Source organism: bacterium SCSIO 12741 (genome assembly GCA_024398055.1).
GTDB lineage: Bacteria > Bacteroidota > Bacteroidia > Flavobacteriales_G > Salibacteraceae > SCSIO-12741.
In genome coordinates this window covers 966,380-986,901 of sequence record CP073749.1, presented here as the reverse complement: position 1 = coordinate 986,901, position 20,522 = coordinate 966,380, and the positions used below count along the sequence as shown (strand labels likewise).

13 protein-coding genes are annotated in these 20,522 nt (G+C 45.0%); 7 read left to right on the top strand and 6 right to left on the bottom strand.

The window, feature by feature from the left end:
- Positions 1 to 2 precede the first annotated feature (2 nt).
- From KFE98_04200 to KFE98_04175, 6 genes are all read right to left on the bottom strand, one after another.
- On the bottom strand, positions 3 to 1,685 hold the full coding sequence (locus KFE98_04200) for a sodium:solute symporter (GenBank protein UTW63369.1): 1,683 nt from the start codon (positions 1,683 to 1,685) through the stop codon (positions 3 to 5).
- Positions 1,686 to 1,787: 102 nt separating this feature from the next.
- Positions 1,788 to 4,292: a PIG-L family deacetylase gene (locus KFE98_04195; protein UTW63368.1), complete on the bottom strand. Its 2,505-nt coding sequence runs from the start codon at positions 4,290 to 4,292 to the stop codon at positions 1,788 to 1,790.
- A gap of 144 nt (positions 4,293 to 4,436) precedes the next feature.
- Positions 4,437 to 5,222, bottom strand: a complete 786-nt coding sequence (locus KFE98_04190) for a hypothetical protein (protein ID UTW63367.1) — start codon at positions 5,220 to 5,222, stop codon at positions 4,437 to 4,439.
- 86 nt (positions 5,223 to 5,308) lie between these two features.
- Positions 5,309 to 9,499 (bottom strand): TonB-dependent receptor, encoded by a 4,191-nt coding sequence (locus tag KFE98_04185; GenBank protein UTW63366.1) that lies wholly within the window; start codon positions 9,497 to 9,499, stop codon positions 5,309 to 5,311.
- A 15-nt stretch (positions 9,500 to 9,514) separates the two neighbouring features.
- Positions 9,515 to 9,970, bottom strand: a complete 456-nt coding sequence (locus KFE98_04180) for a hypothetical protein (GenBank protein ID UTW63365.1) — start codon at positions 9,968 to 9,970, stop codon at positions 9,515 to 9,517.
- Positions 9,971 to 10,188: 218 nt separating this feature from the next.
- Positions 10,189 to 10,833 carry a hypothetical protein gene (locus tag KFE98_04175; protein UTW63364.1) on the bottom strand — a complete coding sequence of 215 codons (645 nt, stop codon included), beginning with the start codon at positions 10,831 to 10,833 and terminating at the stop codon, positions 10,189 to 10,191.
- Between the two features lie 275 nt (positions 10,834 to 11,108).
- Between KFE98_04175 and KFE98_04170 the strand changes: the two genes are divergently transcribed.
- The 7 genes from KFE98_04170 to KFE98_04140 are packed head-to-tail and all read left to right on the top strand — an operon-like array spanning position 11,109 to position 20,494.
- Positions 11,109 to 11,909: a hypothetical protein gene (locus tag KFE98_04170; GenBank protein ID UTW63363.1), complete on the top strand. Its 801-nt coding sequence runs from the start codon at positions 11,109 to 11,111 to the stop codon at positions 11,907 to 11,909.
- 5 nt (positions 11,910 to 11,914) lie between these two features.
- Positions 11,915 to 13,135 carry a hypothetical protein gene (locus KFE98_04165; GenBank protein UTW63362.1) on the top strand — a complete coding sequence of 407 codons (1,221 nt, stop codon included), beginning with the start codon at positions 11,915 to 11,917 and terminating at the stop codon, positions 13,133 to 13,135.
- A gap of 1 nt (position 13,136) precedes the next feature.
- Positions 13,137 to 13,979, top strand: coding sequence for an FkbM family methyltransferase (locus tag KFE98_04160; protein ID UTW63361.1), 843 nt, complete (start codon positions 13,137 to 13,139; stop codon positions 13,977 to 13,979).
- Positions 13,976 to 14,743 carry a class I SAM-dependent methyltransferase gene (locus KFE98_04155; GenBank protein ID UTW63360.1) on the top strand — a complete coding sequence of 256 codons (768 nt, stop codon included), beginning with the start codon at positions 13,976 to 13,978 and terminating at the stop codon, positions 14,741 to 14,743. The genes KFE98_04160 and KFE98_04155 overlap by 4 nt, the downstream gene beginning before the upstream one ends.
- Positions 14,733 to 16,166: a glycosyltransferase gene (locus tag KFE98_04150; protein UTW63359.1), complete on the top strand. Its 1,434-nt coding sequence runs from the start codon at positions 14,733 to 14,735 to the stop codon at positions 16,164 to 16,166. The genes KFE98_04155 and KFE98_04150 overlap by 11 nt, the downstream gene beginning before the upstream one ends.
- Positions 16,167 to 16,172: 6 nt before the next feature.
- The gene (locus KFE98_04145; protein ID UTW63358.1) at positions 16,173 to 18,617 is read left to right on the top strand and encodes a tetratricopeptide repeat protein; all 2,445 of its coding nucleotides are present in this window, start codon (positions 16,173 to 16,175) and stop codon (positions 18,615 to 18,617) included.
- Complete coding sequence (locus tag KFE98_04140; protein UTW63357.1) at positions 18,614 to 20,494, top strand: tetratricopeptide repeat protein; 1,881 nt, start codon at positions 18,614 to 18,616, stop codon at positions 20,492 to 20,494. The genes KFE98_04145 and KFE98_04140 overlap by 4 nt, the downstream gene beginning before the upstream one ends.
- Positions 20,495 to 20,522: the final 28 nt, after the last annotated feature.

Here is a 20,522-nt window from a genome sequence, read left to right as displayed (position 1 = left end):
TTTCAATTTCTAAAAAGCCCCACAAGGTAGGAAAAAATCAGGACTGATAGACAGCCCAAGAGGTTATATAACAGATAGCTAACGTCATCGCCAAGAATGAAGAAGGATGCGATGACCAAAGTTTGGGTGATGATAGCGCCAATAAAGGTCTCAAAACTCTTTAGTTTTTTCAAGAAAAAAGCGATCAAAAAGACACCCAGAACCGTCCCGTAAAACAGGGACCCAAGGATATTAACCGCCTCAATCAAATTCTCCACCAGGCGGGCAAAAAGGGCGAAGCTAATGGCCAGAATGCCCCAAAATAAGGTGAGCCATTTCGACGCCAATACTTCCTGTTTAGCACTTTGGACCTTTCCCAATCGCTTGTAAAAATCGATCGTAGTGGTTGAGGCCAATGCATTGAGCTCGCCCGAAGTTGAAGACATGGCAGCTGAAAGTATCACGGCTATCAATAACCCTACAATCCCTTTTGGTAAATGGTCGAGAATATAGGTCAGGAAAACGTAATCTGAATCTTTGGATACGGTGGTGGGATCGGCCTGAAAAGCCAATTCCTGTGCCTGATCGCGTAGTGCTTTGGACTCTTTGTCCATCACCTGCAATTGATTCTGGTATATATCGGTTTGATCCTGGTCTTCTTCATGAATGGCCTGAACGAGGTGGTGAATCGTTTCCTTTTTCTGGTCGTGCAGAAGGTGATGCTGGTGATTGAGTTGAGAAAACTCTTCCGCATATTCAGACTGCTGCACGGCTGAAACGGCATTTCTGTTGAACAACAAGGGCTGATCATTAAGCTGGTAAAAAACGAAAACCAATACCCCGGTCAGCAAAATGAAAAACTGCATTGGGATCTTCAATAAGGCATTGAAAATGAGCCCCATTCGGCTTTCGTTTACGGATTTACCACCCAGGTAGCGTTGAACTTGAGATTGATCGGTGCCAAAGTAGGAGAGTGCTAAGAAAAATCCACCACCTATCCCGGTCCAAATGGTATATCTCTTTTTCAGATCAAAGGAAAAATCAACGATTTCCAAACGACCCGATTTTCCAGCCACATGCAGAGCGTCGGTAAATCCAAAGGATTCGGGTAAGCTTTGCAGCAAAAGGAAAAAGGCAGTGAACATTCCGGTAAGAATGATCATCATTTGCCACTTCTGAGTCAGGCTTACCGCTCGGGTACCTCCGGTAACGGTATAGATGATTACAAGGGCTCCCACTCCAATGATGGTTAGGTTCAAATCCCAACCCAGCATCGCAGCCAGTATAATGGCCGGCGCATAAATCGTAATCCCTGCTGCGAGTCCACGCTGAACGAGAAACAAAAAGGCCGTTAATAGTCGGACCTTGAGGTCAAATCGCTGTTCCAGGTATTCGTAGGCGGTATAGACTTTGAGCTTGTAATAAATGGGAATGAAAACCGCACAAACCACAATCAGGGCAAGCGGCAGACCGAAGTAATTCTGCACAAATGCCATTCCCGATTCATAAGCCTGTCCGGGTGTGGAAATGAAGGTGATGGCACTGGCCTGTGTAGCCATTACCGAAAGCCCAATAGTAGCCCAGCCTAAGTCTTTTCCTCCCTTGAGGTATTCGTTGAGGTTGGCATTTTTTCGGGTTTTCCAAACTCCATAGCCCACAATTGTTGCGAGCGTCCCAATTAAAACTACCCAGTCAATTTGACTCATGAGAAATGCTGAGTTAGCAAGAGATAAATACCAATTTGAGCAACCAGGGCAAAGGCGATGAACCAGTACCAGTTACTCCATTTGGAAAACAAAGGAGGTTTGTTATTTGGCGGGTTGCTTTCCATAGGATAGAATATTCGCAAATAGTCGATATGCTCCTTCTACACCCGCAGGCAATTGGCGGAAAAATGAAATTCCTGTATACACAAAGTGTCCTTTGCCATAAGGCGCTGCAATCAATCCGCCTTCCATGGGTTTTTCGCCTGGGTCGTTCCAGGACAATACGGTTTCGTACTGGTTATCCCACTTATTAGCAAAGTATAATCCTCGTTCTTGTACCCAGCCTTCAAAGTCTTCCTGGCTTAGCTTATTAGGAATCTGCAAAATGGAATGATCGGGAGATTTAAACCGAACTTCAGCATACTCATCGGTTACCCGATCTCTGGAAAGGGAAAAAGGATAGGGGCCAATGTTCTCTGTTTTCAAACCTCGGTTGGTGTTGTACTGCACCACAAGTAGACCGCCTTTCTCTACATAATTGAGCAAAAGTTCCTGGAAAGAGCCCAGCGCTTCTTGGGTATTGTACGCTCGGATTCCGGTAAGAATTACATCGAAGCTGTCCAGCGGGGTTGAGGGAATTTCCTCCGGAACAATGATGGTAGGTTGAAGCCCCATTTGCATCAAAGCCTCAGGAATTTCATCACCTGCCCCTTTAATGTATCCCACCTTGGTAGAAAGCGATTGGAGGTCAACGGCTACCAATTTTCCCTCACATTTTGGGAAAAGTACCTGTTTGTGAATATGGAGGTAATCGATCACCACAAGAGAGCGATCAAATGTTTTTGGTCCCACTACACACTGCGCCTTGAGGGGGCCGGTTTGAGCATTTTTTCCGGGAACAGCACGAAAGGTGTAAACCTTGGTTGTTCCTTTGGTGTTGATGGTAAATTGATGATTGGCAGGTAAAATATCCCATCCTTCAGGAACCTTTAGTTCGAGTTTACCCGTTAGTCTTTCTTTGTGGGTTTGAAGCGTTACGCTAATCGTTTGCTCTTTTCCATTCGGGGCCAGGTATACCTTATCATCCAGGTTGACGGTTACATCCGGAACCACGGAGAAATTGGCCACATTTTCCCCGTCTACCCGGTCTCTCCATTTGTAAACTACCGGAGTGGTGTAGGTGAAGTAAGTGCCGCCAATCATGATTTTATAGCCTACGGTTAAGGTAGGAGGGTTTTCCGGTAATCCCCGAAGCATGGGGTCGCGCACCACAAACATGTTTTCATAGGGCTCGGTCAACCAATAGGGCTGAGTGATTGGGGTATTGGCAGGCAAGGTATAGGTGGTGGTGTATTTCAACCACTTGTTCACTTCAATGGGGTTAAGGATGGCGGTATCTTTTCCTGGAAAATGAACCGTATCCAGATCGATGCCAGGATAGTTTCCTGCATTGATGATTTCCGCGGTAATTCGAATAGGTGAACCAGGTACTCCATATTCCTCAGAAGCGATGGCCTCGATCCAAAGTCCGGATGCATCAAAGATCAATTGCTTTAATTCTTCCTTTTTTCGATCCATCATAAAATCGCGGTACGGGTATTTTTCCATCATTTGGTACAGTTCCACCAAGTCGGGAACTGATTTAGAAGGGTCGCGAGGATCGTAGGCTTCGATGATATCGTTTAACCGGTTTTGAATGGTTTCGGTTTTAGCTAAGCGTTTCCAGGAAATGTCGAGTCCTTGAAACAAATCGTTGTTACCTGCTTTTTGCCCTTTGATGTATTGCAGGTATTCCATTTGCTCTCCGCGAAGCAACGAAGCTCCGAATCCCTGGCTCTTGTGCTGGCTTCGGCTTTCCATGGCAATCTGGTTGTGCCACTGACCCAAGTTAGGGTTGTATGACCCGACATCGATGGATATAATGTCGTCGCGGTATTTGGCCTTTTCCGGAAGCGATTTATCCCACCATTCAGAGGTGTTGTGATACATGCGATTTGGTTTCCAAGCCGTAACTACCGATAACTGCTCGGGAAACTGAGCTGGGTCTCCGGCCATATCAAAGGCTTTTTCAGCAAGAATGGCTGACGCGGAATGATGACCATGTCCGGCATATTTATCTTTTGGGAATCGAGTGATGATGATGTCAGGTCTAAATTGACGGATTACCCACACCATATCCCTTAGTACTTCTTGCTCATCCCATTTTTGAAAAGTCTCTTCGCTGGTTTTGGAATACCCAAAGTCCACTGCACGGCTAAAGAATTGCTGGCCTCCGTCAATCTTGCGGGCTTCGAGCAACTCCTGGGTTCTGAGCACACCAATTAGTTCTCCTTTTTCAGTTCCAATCAGGTTCTGTCCGCCGTCTCCACGGGTAAGCGATAGGTAAGCGGTTCGTACCTTTTTGTCATTGGCCAGCCAAGAAATGAGGCGGGTGTTTTCATCATCCGGGTGTGCAGCAATGTATAGCACAGAGCCCATGACGTTTAACTTTTGAAGGCGTTCCAAAACCTCGGTCGAACTCAATGGGGAAGGCGAGTGGCTTCCTTTTGCCCAGCTGCTAATTACAGCCAAAACCAAAAGAGCACTAAGTAGTAGGTGTTTTCTCATCGTTGTTGAAAATCGAAAGACAAAAATAGCAGTTTGGGTATAGCAACCGAAGAGTATAACAATCGGAGCCAAAAATGTTTTCGAAATGACGAATTGAACGCCCTTCAAGAGAGCAAATACCTGGACTCTATTTCAGGCCATGCCTTAGAACAAATACCCTATGCCCAGTCGGAAATGGTAGAAGTTTTTAAAGGAAATACGAGATTGAGTAGCGCTTTTGGTTAATGATTCTAAATCCTCGTTTGATGTCATTTCTGAACTATCGATGTTGTCATCAGAGAATATATCAGTGGCCACTCGTCTTTCGTGAATCCAGGCCAGGTTGAGCCCTAGTTGACCGGCTACGTTAATCATAAGGTGGTTCCCAATCAAATGCTGGGTGCCTATTCCAAGGCGCAGCATGGGAGAGAGGTAAGGACGAGTTTGGGTGTAGGAAAAAACGGTCTCCTGATGAGTACTGTTCCACCAATTGGCCGCTTCGGTGATGACGCTTGCTCTTACTGTTCCGTCCAATTCAGTAATCGCCATGCCCAAGCCTACATTCAAATAGGTGCCAAGTGGCGCATTTAAATCATTGATGAATCGGTAAAATTGAATGCCTACCTCGGTAGTTCGAAAAGGGGTATAAGTTTTTCTTGAGTCAAAAATATGGGCACTGGTGTATTCGATGTCGGCCACATCTCGGCTATACATGCCGTGGATGCCTGCCACCCAATGGCGATTGAGGCAATAGTTGAGCGACAAATCGTGAAATCGGTTTAGATAGGGTAGGGCAGTTGGATTTTCGGGTTTGTTTCCAATCAGGTTTACAGATGCGCCAAAATTGTACTGAAGATACAGGCGATGTCCCTGATATCCGTAAGGATTCTGACCATGCAGGTATAAACAGCCCAGGGTTAGTAGGGCTAAGAGAAGTAGGTTCGTTTTCAAAACAGTGGTTTAAATGCAGGACCAAAATATTGCATTTTTACCTAAGTTCACCTTTTTGGCTTTTTTGGGGACTGCCTAAAAATGATCTAATTACCTGCGTTGATAAGCATCTGGGCTTCTTTTACCGTAATCAATACACCATCATAATCTCCAACGATTCTTGGTTTACCAAATCCGGCTGCTTCCAATTCTTTTTGATACTTCTCAGCAAGGCTGATATCAGAGAAGGTATTGGACAAGAAGGCTACTGGTGGATCGTTTTTGGATGCACCTTTTGAAACGTAACCCAGTTCTTCCAATTTCTTTAATTGATCCGGGTTCAAGTTAGCTTCAAATACACCCAGCTCAAGGCGATAGGAGATCTTCTTCTTATCTATGGATTCAATGCCGTTGTTAGGTGCATCAGGATTGGTTTTCAATAACAAGTCATCGATCAAGTCATCTACCTGATCAAATTCCTGGCGATTGTCAATTTCCTGTGGTCCTTCATTTTGATCGATTAACTCGTCAATCAAGTTATTCAAGTCTTCGTAGTCGCTCATGTCGGCCAATGATTCCAGCGATTCACCATCGGTGGTTTGGTTATTCGTTGTTGCAGGAGCTTGTGTTGCCTGGGCAGGAGTGGCATTGGAGCGGGCCTGTTGAGCACGACGCTGTTCGGCTTGCTGACGTCTTCTTTCTTCATCCTGACGCTTAAGTCGTTCAGCTTCTTCCAGTGAAATGATTTTGCCGTCGTAGTCCGCAACAATTTTTGGATCTGGATCCTTAAATCCTTCATCAATCATATCATCCCGGTAGCTTTCAGCATTTGGTAGTTGACGGAACTTTTCTGACAGGTAGCGCACCTTGCCATCAATAGGTTCATTGTCTTCTTTGTATCCCAGGCGAATGAGCTTATTAAGAATGTCCGCAGGAACGTCATTGGTAAACTCACCCAGGTCAACCCGGTAGCCGAGTTTTTGTGGATCAAATTCGGTTTCCTCATTTAGGATGTTGTCCGGAATATCGGTTTGTCTACGTCCGTTTTGGAAGGCATTTGGAGCAGCTACCTGAGCCGGTGCGCTCTGTTGTTGAGCTGTTTTTTCTTCTAAGTTTTTCAATCGATCAGACAAGGCCTGAATCAACTCCTGCTGGTCTTTGATCAGTTTTTCCAGTTCGGGGCTTACACCACCGCCACTGCCTGCTGCTGGATCCTGAGTCTTTTCAGGTTCAGCTTTGGGTTCGTCATTGCCGGCACCAAATGATTTAAACTGGTATACCTGATTTCCTGACGTATTGATGCCACGGTCTTTCTCCTTGAAAACAAAGTCGATGTTGTACACCGCATTTTGACTAAAGTCGATGATGTACTCGTCGTTTTCAATTTCAAAATCAGGGCCCAGGGTGTTGTGGCATTTCACCTGGAAAACGCCCGATTGAGGAATCGTTAAGGTGTAGTTTCCATAGTCATCGGTAAAGGTGGCAAACTCTTCGTTGTTGCTGTTGGTGGCGGTAATCTTTATTCCTTTAAGCTCCAGGTTGTCGTGATTACTGAAGTTCTCATCACGTTCTACCATAACCTTCCCAACCGATTTGAAGGACTCGATAAAAGGAATGTAATACGTGGTGTTTGAGGTGATAATTATTTTTTGTTCGTTGCCATAGCGAGGGAAAATGTCCTGCAAATTTTCCATGGGGATGATGGAAATGTCATAAGTTCCTTCGGCAATTTTGTTGTATTCCACCATGCCCTCAGGACTGGTACAAAGATCTTTGCTGGCAAAGTAGACCTTGTCTACATCCGGAATCTCGGTGTTTCTTTCAAAGTGAATCAGAATGTTCGGCAAAACGTTTTCGTTTTCATCCTTCATTCCATTTCCGTTCACATCTTTAAAACATACCACGTCGATGTCGTAGTACTTCATTCGAGGTTGCTGCCAGTCAAATGATTTCTTAAATCCAAACAACATGGTCAAACCATTGGTGGTAACGGTTCCGCTTCCTTCCCGGTTCCAGCTGGTGCTTTGCCAGTTGGCAGCAGCGTTAAACGACCAGTAATTCGGTAGGTACAAATCTCCGCGTAAATAAACGCCGGTGGCCACCCGTCGTGCTGGGAGCATGTACATGTAGTTGAGGTAGGTCGTCAGCTTAATAAAGTTGTTGAAGAAGAAACGCTGGTAGGCCGGACGAATCTGAATAATCTGATTCGGGGATAAGTCATAGGGCTCATCAGCCAATGGATCGTATACCAGACGGAAAGTTGGATTCTTGGAGTAATAGGCCAAAACTCGCAGGTGCTTTCCATAATAGTTTATCCCAACACGGTAAGTAGGCTCCCAGTTGGAAGTCCAATTGGGAAATAAAGTATCGTTCGAGGCTACTTGAACCTGATAGGCACCGGCATTAAAATTCAGAGATACCGATTTAAATTCATCCAGACGGTAACGCATCAATCCATAAATACCCGGGTTGTATAAGGAGTTGCGGGTCTCGGTTTGTCTGAGCGTATTGTAGCGATTGTTCACCGATCCCACATAAGAAGGTCCAATTCGGCTGATCGTTCGGTCCCCTAAAGGCATTTGAATGGTTAGCAATCCATAGTCGTAGTTGTAGTAATCCGTTGGTCGGAAGAATCGCAGGGGATACCGGGTTTGGTTTTGGCGTCTGAGGTTGTAGTTGAGCTCCAGCAGCACCTTTTTGGTGAACTTGTACATACTCCGAATCCGAATTTGATTGGAGCCACTATTCATAATGTAGTTGTTGGTGTGATTTAGGTTGTTGATTGAGAAACTGAATTTTCTAAACCCAAACGCATAGCCCAGGTTGTAGGCATAACCCAGAACGGATGTATCCGATTGGCTGGTGTTGATTCCCGGGAAAGTATTCATGTTGTTGAAGTCCGCTTGGGTGAACAACACATCCAGGAATACGTGGTTGTACTTCAATACCCTCAATTTACCACCCAATTGCAGCGACTGCGCATTGTAGCGGAATACCTCGTTGGTCTCCAAAATAATCCCGGCACGGGCGGTGATTCCATTTTTGTAAAAACCGTTGTAAAAAGCCGAAAACCCTTGAATGGGCGCTAACGGATAGCTTACATATCCGGCTTCAATGTGGTGGTTTTTGAGAAGCTTGTAGTAAGCGTTTATTCCTCGACCATTCACCGAGTGTAGCTTACCCGTATTCAAACGATCGCCGTAAGTCAAGGTGAGTTTTGGTGAACGGTAAACCAAGTACAAAAAGGCATTTTGGTTGTAGTTCCACTGATCCAGCTTATTGAAATTCCAAATACTGTAGAAGCGGTAGTACAATTCTCGTTGACGTTTTAGCTCAACGGTGCCCCACACATTCAGGCGCAGCCGAGGTCTTTTGACAAAAATCAGGTTCGAAAAACGACCGCTGATGTTTAAGGGGAATTTGCTCGTAGGACGCTCATTGGTATACTCACTTTCCAAGGCTATTACACGGAAACTTCGGTATTCTTTCTTTTCGGTGTTGCCCACTTCCAAATTGATCGAGGTGGCTTTCCAGCTATTCTTGTAGCGGTCGGCCAAATCCGGGTCCATGTCGGTGTTGGGCATCACATACCAGGTAATGGTAGTGTCTGTTTGCGGAGGAATTTCAATGTATTTGAAATTGAGGTCTTTGTTGAATCCGCTTACCTTAAGAAGTTTCCCGATTTCCAGCTGCACCCGAATAAGTTCCGTGGTGTTTCCATCGTTCTTCAACTTGAACTGCATGGGGGTAAACTCATCCGTTTTGGTTTGGTAAGCCAACCCTTTGTCCATGATCAATTTCCAGTTGGACTTAACCGGGGTACGAACGAAATCGATACCGGTATATTTCTTGTCGTCCAATTCAAAATAGGCGTTGAGAATATAACTCAGGCCTCCGTAAGTTTCTGCGGGAAGGGATATTCGGAAGGGGATATAGAGAGGTTGTCCAGGCTGAACTGTCGTAGATCCTGATATACTGTATACGATGTTCCAGTTGTCAGGGCCTATGATTTTAACCTTTCCGGAAATGGGGCTTCCCGTGTTGTTGTCAATCTTGACAATATTGAAGTAGGAAGAATCGGGAGAGTGAGATTGATTAGGTCTCATAAAGGCAATCGACAGATCGCCATCTGGATTGAGTTGATCCAGTTTTTCTTGCAGGCTCAAGCCATCACCCAGAGAATCCAAAGCCAAGGAGTCTCCTGCGATACCCGTAGAATCGGGCTCGGTAACCTGGGCATGGGCGGCAAGGCTAAATAGCAAGAGGCCGCTCCAAATGATTGACCTAATGGTTCCCACTGGGTGTTTATGTATTTAGAATCCAGGCCCTGTAGGGATAAGCTGGAATTCAATTTCAACACTGTAATAGTCTGCAGGCATTCCCAACAGGCTACCGCCGTCCCCACAACGGTAACTGATATTAATCTGGTGAGATGCCGCGTCCAGACTGTTAAAAACCGGCGCGCCTAAGGCCGCCGCTTCGGTGTATTCTACACAATTCTTAAACACCTGATCCAATTCCTGAGGTCCTCCGAGTCCGTCATTAAAAATGATTACTCCGGGAGCCGTTCCTATTCCGTTGTCGCTGGCTTCAACTTCGATTTCGCTGAGTGGTAAAAAATTGAGTGGGTTCTCACCTGTGATTTGCGTGGCGCCATTAAAGGCACGAAACTGCAATTCAAATCCCGTTAGATCGTGACCAACCTGGTTGCTGTCAACCATGGTGATTCCGATTACGGTGTAGTCAGTGAGGGTTATCCCGTTTTTCAATTTGTTCAGGGAATTGAAGTTAAAGGGCACCCGACCTCCATTAACAATAGAGACCCGGGCATAATTCCATTCCTGGGCGACAGATTGCAAGCAGCCGGCAAGGGCAAATAATAATAATAATGCTACTCTCAGGAACAATGTTGAACGCTTTTAAGCAAATGTAACAAGACAAAAAAATGGCCACTAGGGCCATTTTTTATATCATGAACAAATGAATCTTAATTAGAAGCGTTCAGCTCAAAGATCACGTTCGTCACGTAACGGTCAGCGGCATTACCCTGATCGATGAGTGACTGTGTATTCATATCGTCGTTCGCGTTGTTTGAAGCTTCAGTAGTACCACATCTCCAGTGAATGGTGAAGTCGTTATCTGCTTCATCGCCAGCGTTTGAGTCGTTAGATGTATCAGTGTGACGGAACAAAAGACGGTTCATACCAGTTGAGTATTGCAACAAGGCTTCAACGTCGTTAGATGAGTCCCAGGAAGTAGTAGATGTTGTCATTTCAGTCAACAACTCTGTTCCTAATACGTGGTTACCTGTAATTTCCAAAGTGTAACCAACATTGTTTAGTTCGATTGTGTGGGTGTTATCGTCCACTCCAATGAAAGTCGCGTCCTCTGATCCCATTCTTACTTCCCAATCCGAGGAAGATGATACTGAAAAACGAGTGTTGTACTCATCATCATTATCAATTCCACTTTCATACTGCTCAATAGTTGAGAACGTAAATTCTACGTTACCACCATCCAGAATATCCAGACGCAAAATCTGGTTCAGGTTAACGGCAATGGGTACAACATCACGATCTGAAACAGCTTGAGCATTGGCCGTGGCACTGAAGAGAGCAAAGGCGGCAAGCAACGTTCCGAATTTTTTCATTTTTTGTGTTTTAGTAGTTTAACAATTTCGATTATTGATGACCCCTTGTACGGGGGGCAAACAAAAAAGTTAGGACCAAAGAAGTTTTTTTTCGTCTGCCCATATGAATTTGATCGATGAAACTGTTAAAAATCGGTTGTTAATAACCTTGTCAGCAAGGGGTTATGATTTTTAAGGCATCTTTGTTAGAAAATTGACCAAAACCCAAATTAAACTTCGGCGTATAAAGCTCTACTTTGAAAATTAATTCGCCCAATATGAAACATCTACTCACCACCTTGTTCGCTGCACTTCTATATACAGGATTGAGCGCCCAGGATTTTGAAGTTGCTCCAGTTGTTATGAGTTATCAGGTTGAGCCTGGTAATATCGAAACCAAAAAGGTTACCATTACCAATCATGCCAACGAACCTCAGCGTTTCGTTTTTAAAATGGCTGACTACGGAGTAAACGAAAAGGGAGGAAAGTACTCCATGGAGGTTGGTACCTCGGAACGAAGCTTGTCTTCCTGGATGACGATTAACCCCGGATATTTAGATCTGAATCCTAATGAATCAGCAACTTTTGACGTTATTATAACGGTTCCTCAAAACAATTTTCAAACCCGCTGGGGAATGATTCATGTTCAATCCCGTGAAAAAGAAGGGGTAGATCCTATTGATAAGGACAAGACCGCTGCGGGTGTGATCGTGTTACCCAGAATTGCCATTTTGGTGAAGCAATCTCCTAAATCCAATAACAACTACAAATCCCGGGTTTTTGACTTGCACGAACTGGATGAGAAATTCAACGGGTTTCGGGTATTTGAAGTAACCGTTGAAAATACGGGTGACAAAATTGTAGAAGGCGAGCTTAGCCTGGCCTTGGCCAACATCGAAACGGCGGTGGAAGAAAAGTATCAGCCTAAAAAGATTACTGTATATCCAGGACACCCTTTAAAGGTAAAACTGGTATTGCCCACGCAACTTTCTCCGGGCAACTACGCTCTGGCTGCTCTGTTTAACTACGGGCACCGACAGCCTATTGAAGCAACTCAGGTTCCTCTTACCGTAAAATAGATTCGATGGCATTGTTTCGACCTATTGGTTGTTTGATCATAGCGCTTCTTTTTGCCTTTCAAGTAAAGGCTCAAACGGATTCCCTGGTTGATAAACAGGGCTTTAAGGAAGTATTTGGAATTCAAAAGGTGGATACCGGAAACGTTCGCCACGGTAAGTATTCCCGCTACTATCCAGATGGAAAGCTGGAGCAGGAGGGAAGCTACAACCGTGGAAAGAATACGGGAATGTGGATTTTGTACCATGAAAATGGTCAAGTAAGACAAACGCTCTTTTTTGCGGATGGTTTTCTCGAAGGACCTGTTGAGATCTACTACGAAGACGGAGCTTTGAAAAAGGAGATTCCCTACATCGGGGATGTGGTTCATGGGGTTGTAACCTCTTATTACCCCAATGGTCAGATCATGGAAATGAGCACGTACAACAAAGGCGAACTCAACGGCATGGCCCAAGGGTTTTCCGATGAAGGCGTTATGCTGTATGAAAAGTACTTTCTAAAGGATCTCGAACATGGTCCTTTTAAGACCTGGTACCGGAACGGATATATCCGGTCGGAGGGATCGCGAAAAGAAGGGAAATACTCAGGGCCATTTAAATCCTATTACAAAGATTTTAAGCCGGGTGCACTCCAAAAGGAATGTACCTATGTAGATGGAATGTTAGACGGGGATTTTCGCGGTTACTATCCGAACGGTAATTTGATGGTGGAAAGCCAATACAAGGACAACGTACAGGTAGGCATTTTCAAAAAATATTTTGGTTCCACAAAAGATACAACCGCCTACAACGGTCAACAAATACTTTGGAGGCAAGGCGTCTACGATCAAGGAAAAAAATCGGGTCGATGGGAGACCTGGTTCTCCAATGGCCAGCTTCAATCGGAAGGAATTTACCTCGATGGTGAATACTCGGGTGAATGGAAAGTATATTTCCACGACGGCAGTTTAAAGCACAAGGGACTTTACAAAAAAGGATGGGCCCAGGGTGAGTGGGAGTTTTATTACCCGGATGGAACCTTGCGTAAAAAAGGATCTTACCTCGACGACCTCAAAGAAGGGGAGTGGAAAAGCTTTTATCCTTCTGGAAACTTGCAAGCGGTGACTCATTTTAAGCAAGCCCGAAGAGAAGGCTGGGCTATAGTTTACTCCGATAATGGGGTTGAATTAGGTCGCCAGCGATTTGAAGACGATCAGTTGAAAGAATCCATAAAGGGAGGAACACAATAATATGGTGGCTTCCTATTTTCAGAGCACGGCATTCAAAATTGCTGTAGCTCGTTCGATGTATCGCTTGCTCAAACCCATTACCGGTAAGAACAAAGAAGTAACCCGAAATGGTATTCGTTATGCCCTGGACCTCAGCGAAGGGATTGATTTCTCCATTTGGTTGAGAGGCAATTTTCAGGAATACATTTTTGCCAGCAAGCAGTTTCAGTTACCCGAAAATGCCGTGGTGATGGATGTGGGAGCCAATGTAGGAGCCATTTCCCTCCAGTTTGCCCGCCAGATTCCTCAAGGAAAAGTATGGGCCTTTGAACCCACTGACTACGCGCTCCAAAAGCTAAAGACGAACTTGAAACTCAATCCCGATTTGGCCGGACGCATTGAAGTGACTCAGACCTTTATTTCTGATCAATCTGAGGAGAATCCCGAACTCAAGGCATTTTCAAGCTGGTCTTTGGAGAAGGAAGAGGGCGACTTGCATCCCGTTCATCTGGGAACCGCCAAGTCGGCAGAGGGAGTCGGAGCCATTTCCCTGGACGATTTTGCTCAGGCACAATCCATCGATCGGGTGGACCTGATCAAGATTGATACCGACGGATATGAGTGGGAAGTGCTTAAAGGATTTGAGCAGGGCCTGCAAAAATACCGTCCTGCAGTGGTATTTGAATGTGGTCTGTATCTCTTAAAAGAAAGAGGGCAGCGGTTCGAACAATTTGAGACCTTTTTTAAGGGCTTGAACTACGACCTTTTTGAAGCGAAGTCGGGTAAATCGATCTCCTCGAACTCCATTGAGCAAATAATTCCACCTCAGGGAACCGCAGATATTTTGGCATTACCGAAGTCATGAAAGAGCTTTTTGAAAAGAAAAAATCACTGGCTTTAGATGATCCGGAAACCTCCCTGGTTCACCGGGAAATCATCTTAGGGAAACCCTTCCTCAAGAAGTTGTACACCGAGTGGTACGATGGATTCATACAAGCTGCAGAAAAAGGCCCCGAAGGCATGTGGTTGGAGATTGGAAGCGGCGGCGGTTTTCTAAAAGATAGAGATCCTCGAATCACCACTTCCGATATTTTGCCCCTGGGTTGCGATTATACATTCTCGGCCTTAGATATGCCTTTGGAGGAGGGGAGTGTGAGCGCTCTGTTTATGCTCAACGTATTTCACCACCTGCCTGATGTAGAGCAGTTTTTGCGAGAGGCAGCTCGGGTAATTAAACCCGGAGGAATTGTTTACATGGTAGAACCTGCCAATACCCTTTGGGGGCGTTTTTTTTACCAAAACATTCACCACGAACCTTTCGATCCAAATCGCGCGGAATGGACCTTTCCTTCAGCTGGCCCCCTTTCCGATGCGAATGGTGCTTTGCCTTGGATCGTGTTTCAACGAGACCGTAAAAGCTTTCTTAAAAACCACCCTCAGTGGAATGCGCCACAGGTTCAATTACACACGCCGGCAGCCTACCTTTTGTCCGGTGGATTATCCACTCCTTTATCCCTACCAGCATCCTTATTTTCCATGGTTAGATTAACCGAACGAATCTTTTCGCCATTAAATGCGTTAACTGCCATGTTTCAAACGATTACTATAGTACGCTCACATGAATCCTAAGCTGGAAGCCCGCAACCGTTTTTATTCTTTTTTCGAAGACTTCGCTCCTCGCTATTCCCGGTATCGATCGGGAAGGAAGTACTATTGGAAGTCCATCACCAATTGGTGTAACTACTTTATTCATGAGGATGACAAGGTGCTGGAAATTGGCTGTGGAACCGGAGCTACTTTGAGTCAACTCAAAGGATCAAAGCGTGTGGGAATCGATTATTCTCCCGCCATGATTGACGCGGCTAAAAAAGAAAACCCCGATCTGGAATTTCATTGCATGGCAGCCGATGAGCTTGATTTGGATGAGAAGTTTGACGTGATCGTGCTCACCAATGTGGTAGGTGTGTTTGCTAATGTGCAGGATGTTTTTGAAACCCTGCACCGGGTGTCTCATCCACAAACTCGGGTCCTGATTAGTTACTTTAACTACTTCTGGCAGCCTCTTTCTTCTTTGGGGGAGACTTTGGGATTCAAAAAGAAAATGCCTGTTCAAAACTGGTTGTCCAACCAAGATATTGCCAACCTACTTTACCTGGCCGACTTCGAGGCTTTTAAGCAAGCCAAGGGAATGTTGATTCCTTTTAATATTCCTTTGATCTCGTTTATCTGCAACCGCTACCTGGCACGTTTGCCTTTGATTAATAGGTTGTGTTTAAACAGTTTTCTGGTAGCTCGCCCACAGCCTTATACAAGGTCTGATGTGGAGGAGAAGTATTCTTCTACCATTGTTATTCCCGCCAGAAATGAAGCAGGGAATATTGAAAATGCGATCTTACGCCTACCCAAGTTTGGGAAACACCAGGAAATCATTTTTGTAGAAGGAAATTCTACCGATAATACCTGGGAAGTTATTCAGGAAATAAGCGAAAAATACAAGGATTCCCACGACATAAAAATCGCTCGTCAGGATGGCAAAGGAAAAGGAGATGCCGTTCGCAAGGGCTACCAAATGGCTACGGGCGATATTCTCATGATTTTGGATGCAGACCTAACCGTCCCGCCCGAAGAGTTACCCAAGTTCTATCATGCATTGGCCTCAGGTAAAGGAGAATTTATCAATGGGTCAAGAATGGTTTATCCCCTGGAGCAAAACTCCATGCGAACCCTCAACATCATGGGGAATAAGTTTTTTAGCATGGCCTTTAGCTGGATTTTGGAGCGTCCTATCCGCGATACCTTGTGCGGTACCAAAGTGATGTTTCGCACCGATTACCTCAAGTTGGCCAAAAACCGAAAGTTCTTTGGGGAGTTTGATCCCTTTGGTGACTTCGACCTCATTTTTGGAGCCTACAAACTCAATTTGAAGATTATAGATTTGCCTATTCGCTATCAGGAAAGAATCTATGGGGATACCAATATTTCTCGATTCCGCCATGGTTTTATTTTGTTGAAAATGAGTTGGTATGCCATGCATAAAATTAAATTCTGGTAAGTTGTCATGAGTCGTTCATTTACCCTTTCTCAGCGCTCCGAGCGCCTATGGCTACTGGTTATATTGTTGGTGACCTTTGCCGGTTTTTACCCGTCCTTGTTTTGCGATTTTACCAACTGGGATGACCCCAAGCTAATTATCTGGAATCCCCTGATTCGCCATTTTGATGGTGATGCCCTGGTGACCATGTTTACTCAAACCTATTGGCTCAATTACCAGCCGCTTACCCTGCTCACGCTGGCTTTGGAACATCATTTCTTTGGACTCAACTCTTTTGTCGTTCACCTGGATAACCTATTGCTGCATTTGATCAATACCATTCTGGTCTATGTCTTCATTCGCAAGTTGTCTGATAAACCTTTGGTAGCTCTAATTGCCACAGCCTTCTGGGCCTTTAATCCCATGCGGGTGGAATCGGTGAGTTGGGCTGTAGAGCGTAAGGATGTGCTGTATACTTTGTTTTACTTGCTGGCTTTAATTCATTATGTGAACTACCTGAAGCAAGGCTTGAAAAACAAGTACCTTCTCTTTGCCCTTGGATTCTTTATCATTTCCTGTTTTGCCAAGGGGATGGCCGTTTCCTTGAGTTTGGCCATCATCGCTTTAGATTACTACTACAAGCGTAAAATCACGACTAAGGCCATTGTGGAGAAGGTGCCCTTCTTTGCATTATCCATGGTCTTTGGTTTGATTGCCGTTTTTGCCACGGCTACCGATGGACAGGATCAGGTGAATGCCATGTACAACTTGCCCGAGCGTGTTTCCCTGGCGAGTTTGGGCTACCTGCTTTATTTGAAGAAATTTATTTTCCCCTTTAACCTGTCCAATCTCTATCCCTATCCAGTTTATGGGACGGGTGAGTTTCCTTATTCCTTTTGGCTTTATCCGGTGGCTGTAACCTTGCTTTTAGGCTTGGTTGCCTTGACTCACCGAGTGACTCGGGTAATAGTATTTGGATTCGCGTTTTTCAGCGTTACCATCGTTATGGTCCTTCAGCTGTTGGCCACCAACACCGGTTTTATCGCTGATCGATACACCTATATTCCCTATATCGGATTGTGCTTTATACTGGCAGAAGGAATCTACTACTTAATCAATAAGCCTTTGCCTGCTTTGGACGACAAGCTGAAAAACCGACTCATCTTCGGAACGTTGGCCGTTGGATGGATCATTCTTGCTATTGGTACCAATATTAGAACCCGAGTTTGGCAGAATGGAGAAACCCTTTGGGAAAACGCAGTAGCTACCTGGCCGGTATCCGATAAGAGTCACGCTAACCTGGCTGCTACTTACGCAGAACAAGAACGCTACGACGATGCCTTGTTCCAAATTCGGTTGGCTCAGGCCAAGCGTCCAAGTTTTAGTCAATACTACATGGAGGAGGCGCTATTGCACAGCTCCCTCAAAGATTTTGAAAGTGCCAACCGCAGTGCTCAACGTGCATTGGAGATTAACCCAAGCAATGCGACCAACCTACACAAGTTTGGCGCTCTGATGTACCACCAAAAAAACTACGACGAAGCCCTTAAGTTTTTGAACCTGGCCGTGGAGAAAAAGCCAGACGATGAAATCAATTATTACTACCGGGGAAATGTTTGGATTAAGAAAGGAAAGCAAGACAGCGCTTTAGCCGATTTTAATCGAGCTTTAATCATCAAGCCAGTCTATACGGAATGTATCCACGCTCGGGGTAATACTTACCAGGAATTGGGTCGCTTCAAGGAAGCCATGCAAGACTATAAGCGGGCCTTGGATGTGGATCCAAGCTTTACACCCACTTACACAGCGATGGCCCTTTACTACATGAATCAGGTGAATGATATGGATAGTGCTTGTGCCTGCTTGATGAAAGGCAAAAAGCTGGGCAATGAGCGTTCATCTGAAATGCATCAGAAGTACTGTGTCGAGAAAACGGTCAAAATCAAAAAACAAGAACCGGCGGAAAAGGTCTATTACGACAATGGTAAGATTATGCTGGAAACGGTAAGAGAATTTCGTGACGGCGATAGCCTCACTCTTTTGAAACGCTATAACCGTGCAGGTTGGTTAGAAGAAGAAGGGGTGATTGAAAACGGGGTGTATGCTGGAAAGGTTCGTTGGTTTTTTGAAACTGGACGAGTTGGAATTGAAGGTTATCACCAGGACAAAACACCTTATGGTGATTGGATTGAATACTACCCGGGTGGTGCTGTAAAAGCCAAATACAGTTATCAAAATGGAGTGAAGGAAGGCGTTTACGACTTCTTCTACGATATGCCAGGTAGACTGTGGACCCGAAGAATTTACCGCGGAGGAAAGCTCTGGGAGGTTCCTGTGGTTCTTTCCTTTACTGGGGATACATTGGAGGTAGGTTCCTTCAAGTCAGGTAGTGGTGTCCTCAATCAGTACAATGCTAATGGGAAACGCGTTAAGCAGGTGTTGTATAAAAATGGGGAGGTTGTGAATCGATGAATAAGGAGTGGCTGAAGAAGAACCGCAATTTGCTGGGTTTGCTTGTGCTTACCTTTCTTCTTTATTCGCCAGGGCTTTTCTTTGATTTTACCAATTGGGATGATCGGAAACTGATTGTCCAAAATCCTTACACGGTACTTTCCTTCTCTACTTTGATAGACATGTTCACTCAACCGTATTGGTTGAATTACATGCCACTGACTTATCTGTCCTTCGCCTTAGAAAGAAGCATTTTTGGTCTGAGTAGTACAGTAGTTCACTTTACCAATTTGATGCTCCATGTTGCCAATGTCGCGCTGGTATTTTTCTGGATTAAGAAATTGACACGAGGCCAGGTTGCCGTTGCTTTTTTTACCGCTGCACTGTTTGCTGTTCACCCCCTACGGGCAGAGTCGGTAGTATGGGCTGCGGAGCGCAAAGATCTCCTTTATACCTTGTTCTACCTTTTGGCCTTGATGCGGTACACGGATTATGTACTCACTGGAAAGAGCAAGTATTGGTGGCTGGGAATTTTGTTTTTCGGCCTGTCTTGCTTGAGTAAGGGAATGGCGGTTTCCCTCTCGTTGGTTTTGATCTTAATTGATGTATTCCTGAATCGTAAATGGTCTTGGAAATGGGTGGGGGATAAGGTTCCCTTTTTCGCCCTGTCTTTGACTTTTGGATTGATTGCCGTTTGGGCAACGAGCACCCAGGATCAGGTGGCGGTTGATGCCGTGTATTCCTGGCCGGAGAAAATGAAACTGGCCGGAATGGGATTCATCATTTACACCTGGCAACACATTTGGCCCTTCGATTTGTCGCCTATTCATCCTTATCCGGAGGTATCTTCCTGGCGCTATTGGCTCTACCCATTTGCTGCTCTTTTGATGGGTGGATTGGCTATGTGGCGTTGGAAACGTTTTCCGGCACTTTTGTTTGGACTTGGATTTTTTACGGTCAACCTTCTATTTGTTCTTCAGCTCTATGCCACCAACAACTCCTTTGTGGCGGATCATTATACCTACCTGGCTTCTGTTGGAATGTTCTTTCTATGGGCAAGAGGTATTACCTGGTTTAAAAATAATTATCCCCGTTTTCAACGTACCGACCTGGTCAAGCTGGCTTGGATGATGACTATTTGCCTTTCGCTGTTAACCTGGAAACAGAATCAAATCTGGCAGAATAGCGAAACATTATGGACCCGGGTGATAGAAGTATACCCGGATTATTGGAAGGGGTATTTATCTCGGGGGCAACATCACCTGGAGAATTGGAACTTTGAACCCGCAACTGCCGATTTGAGACAAGCTTACGAACTGAACCCTAACCAGGAGATTGTTGCAATGTCATGGGCTCAAAACCTGATTTATACCAAAAATCACAAGGAAGCCGGTGAGGTTTTGAAAGCCTGGGTAGAGCAACATCCTGATCATGCAAAAGGTTGGAGTATGATGGCGTCCCTGGCTTACGAATTACAGGGTTATGAAAAGGCTATCGAATTTGCTGAAAAGGCCATTGAATTAGATCCGGACTATTCGGTTACCTATTATTACCTGGGGTGTTCTCAGGTAGCCATTGGTCAGTCGTATTCCGCCATTGGGTCCTTTACTCGACAGATAGAATTGAACCCCTTGGAGAGTGCACGTTCTTACCAAATGCGGGGTTATTGCTACAACATAAGAGAGAATTATGATCAGGCCCTGAATGATCTATATACCAGTGTTTCATTAGACCCTGAATTCGCCAAGGCCTACCTCGGTATTGCTGATATTCTATTGCGCCGAAAGAACGATCGAGACGGAGCTTGTCAAGCCTTTGCTCGAGCAGCAGAGCTCGGTGATGAACAAGGGAAAAAGCTTCATGTGATGCTTTGCCAGAACAAGACGCAAGGTCGATAGTTTGAAATAGACTGATTATATCCTTATA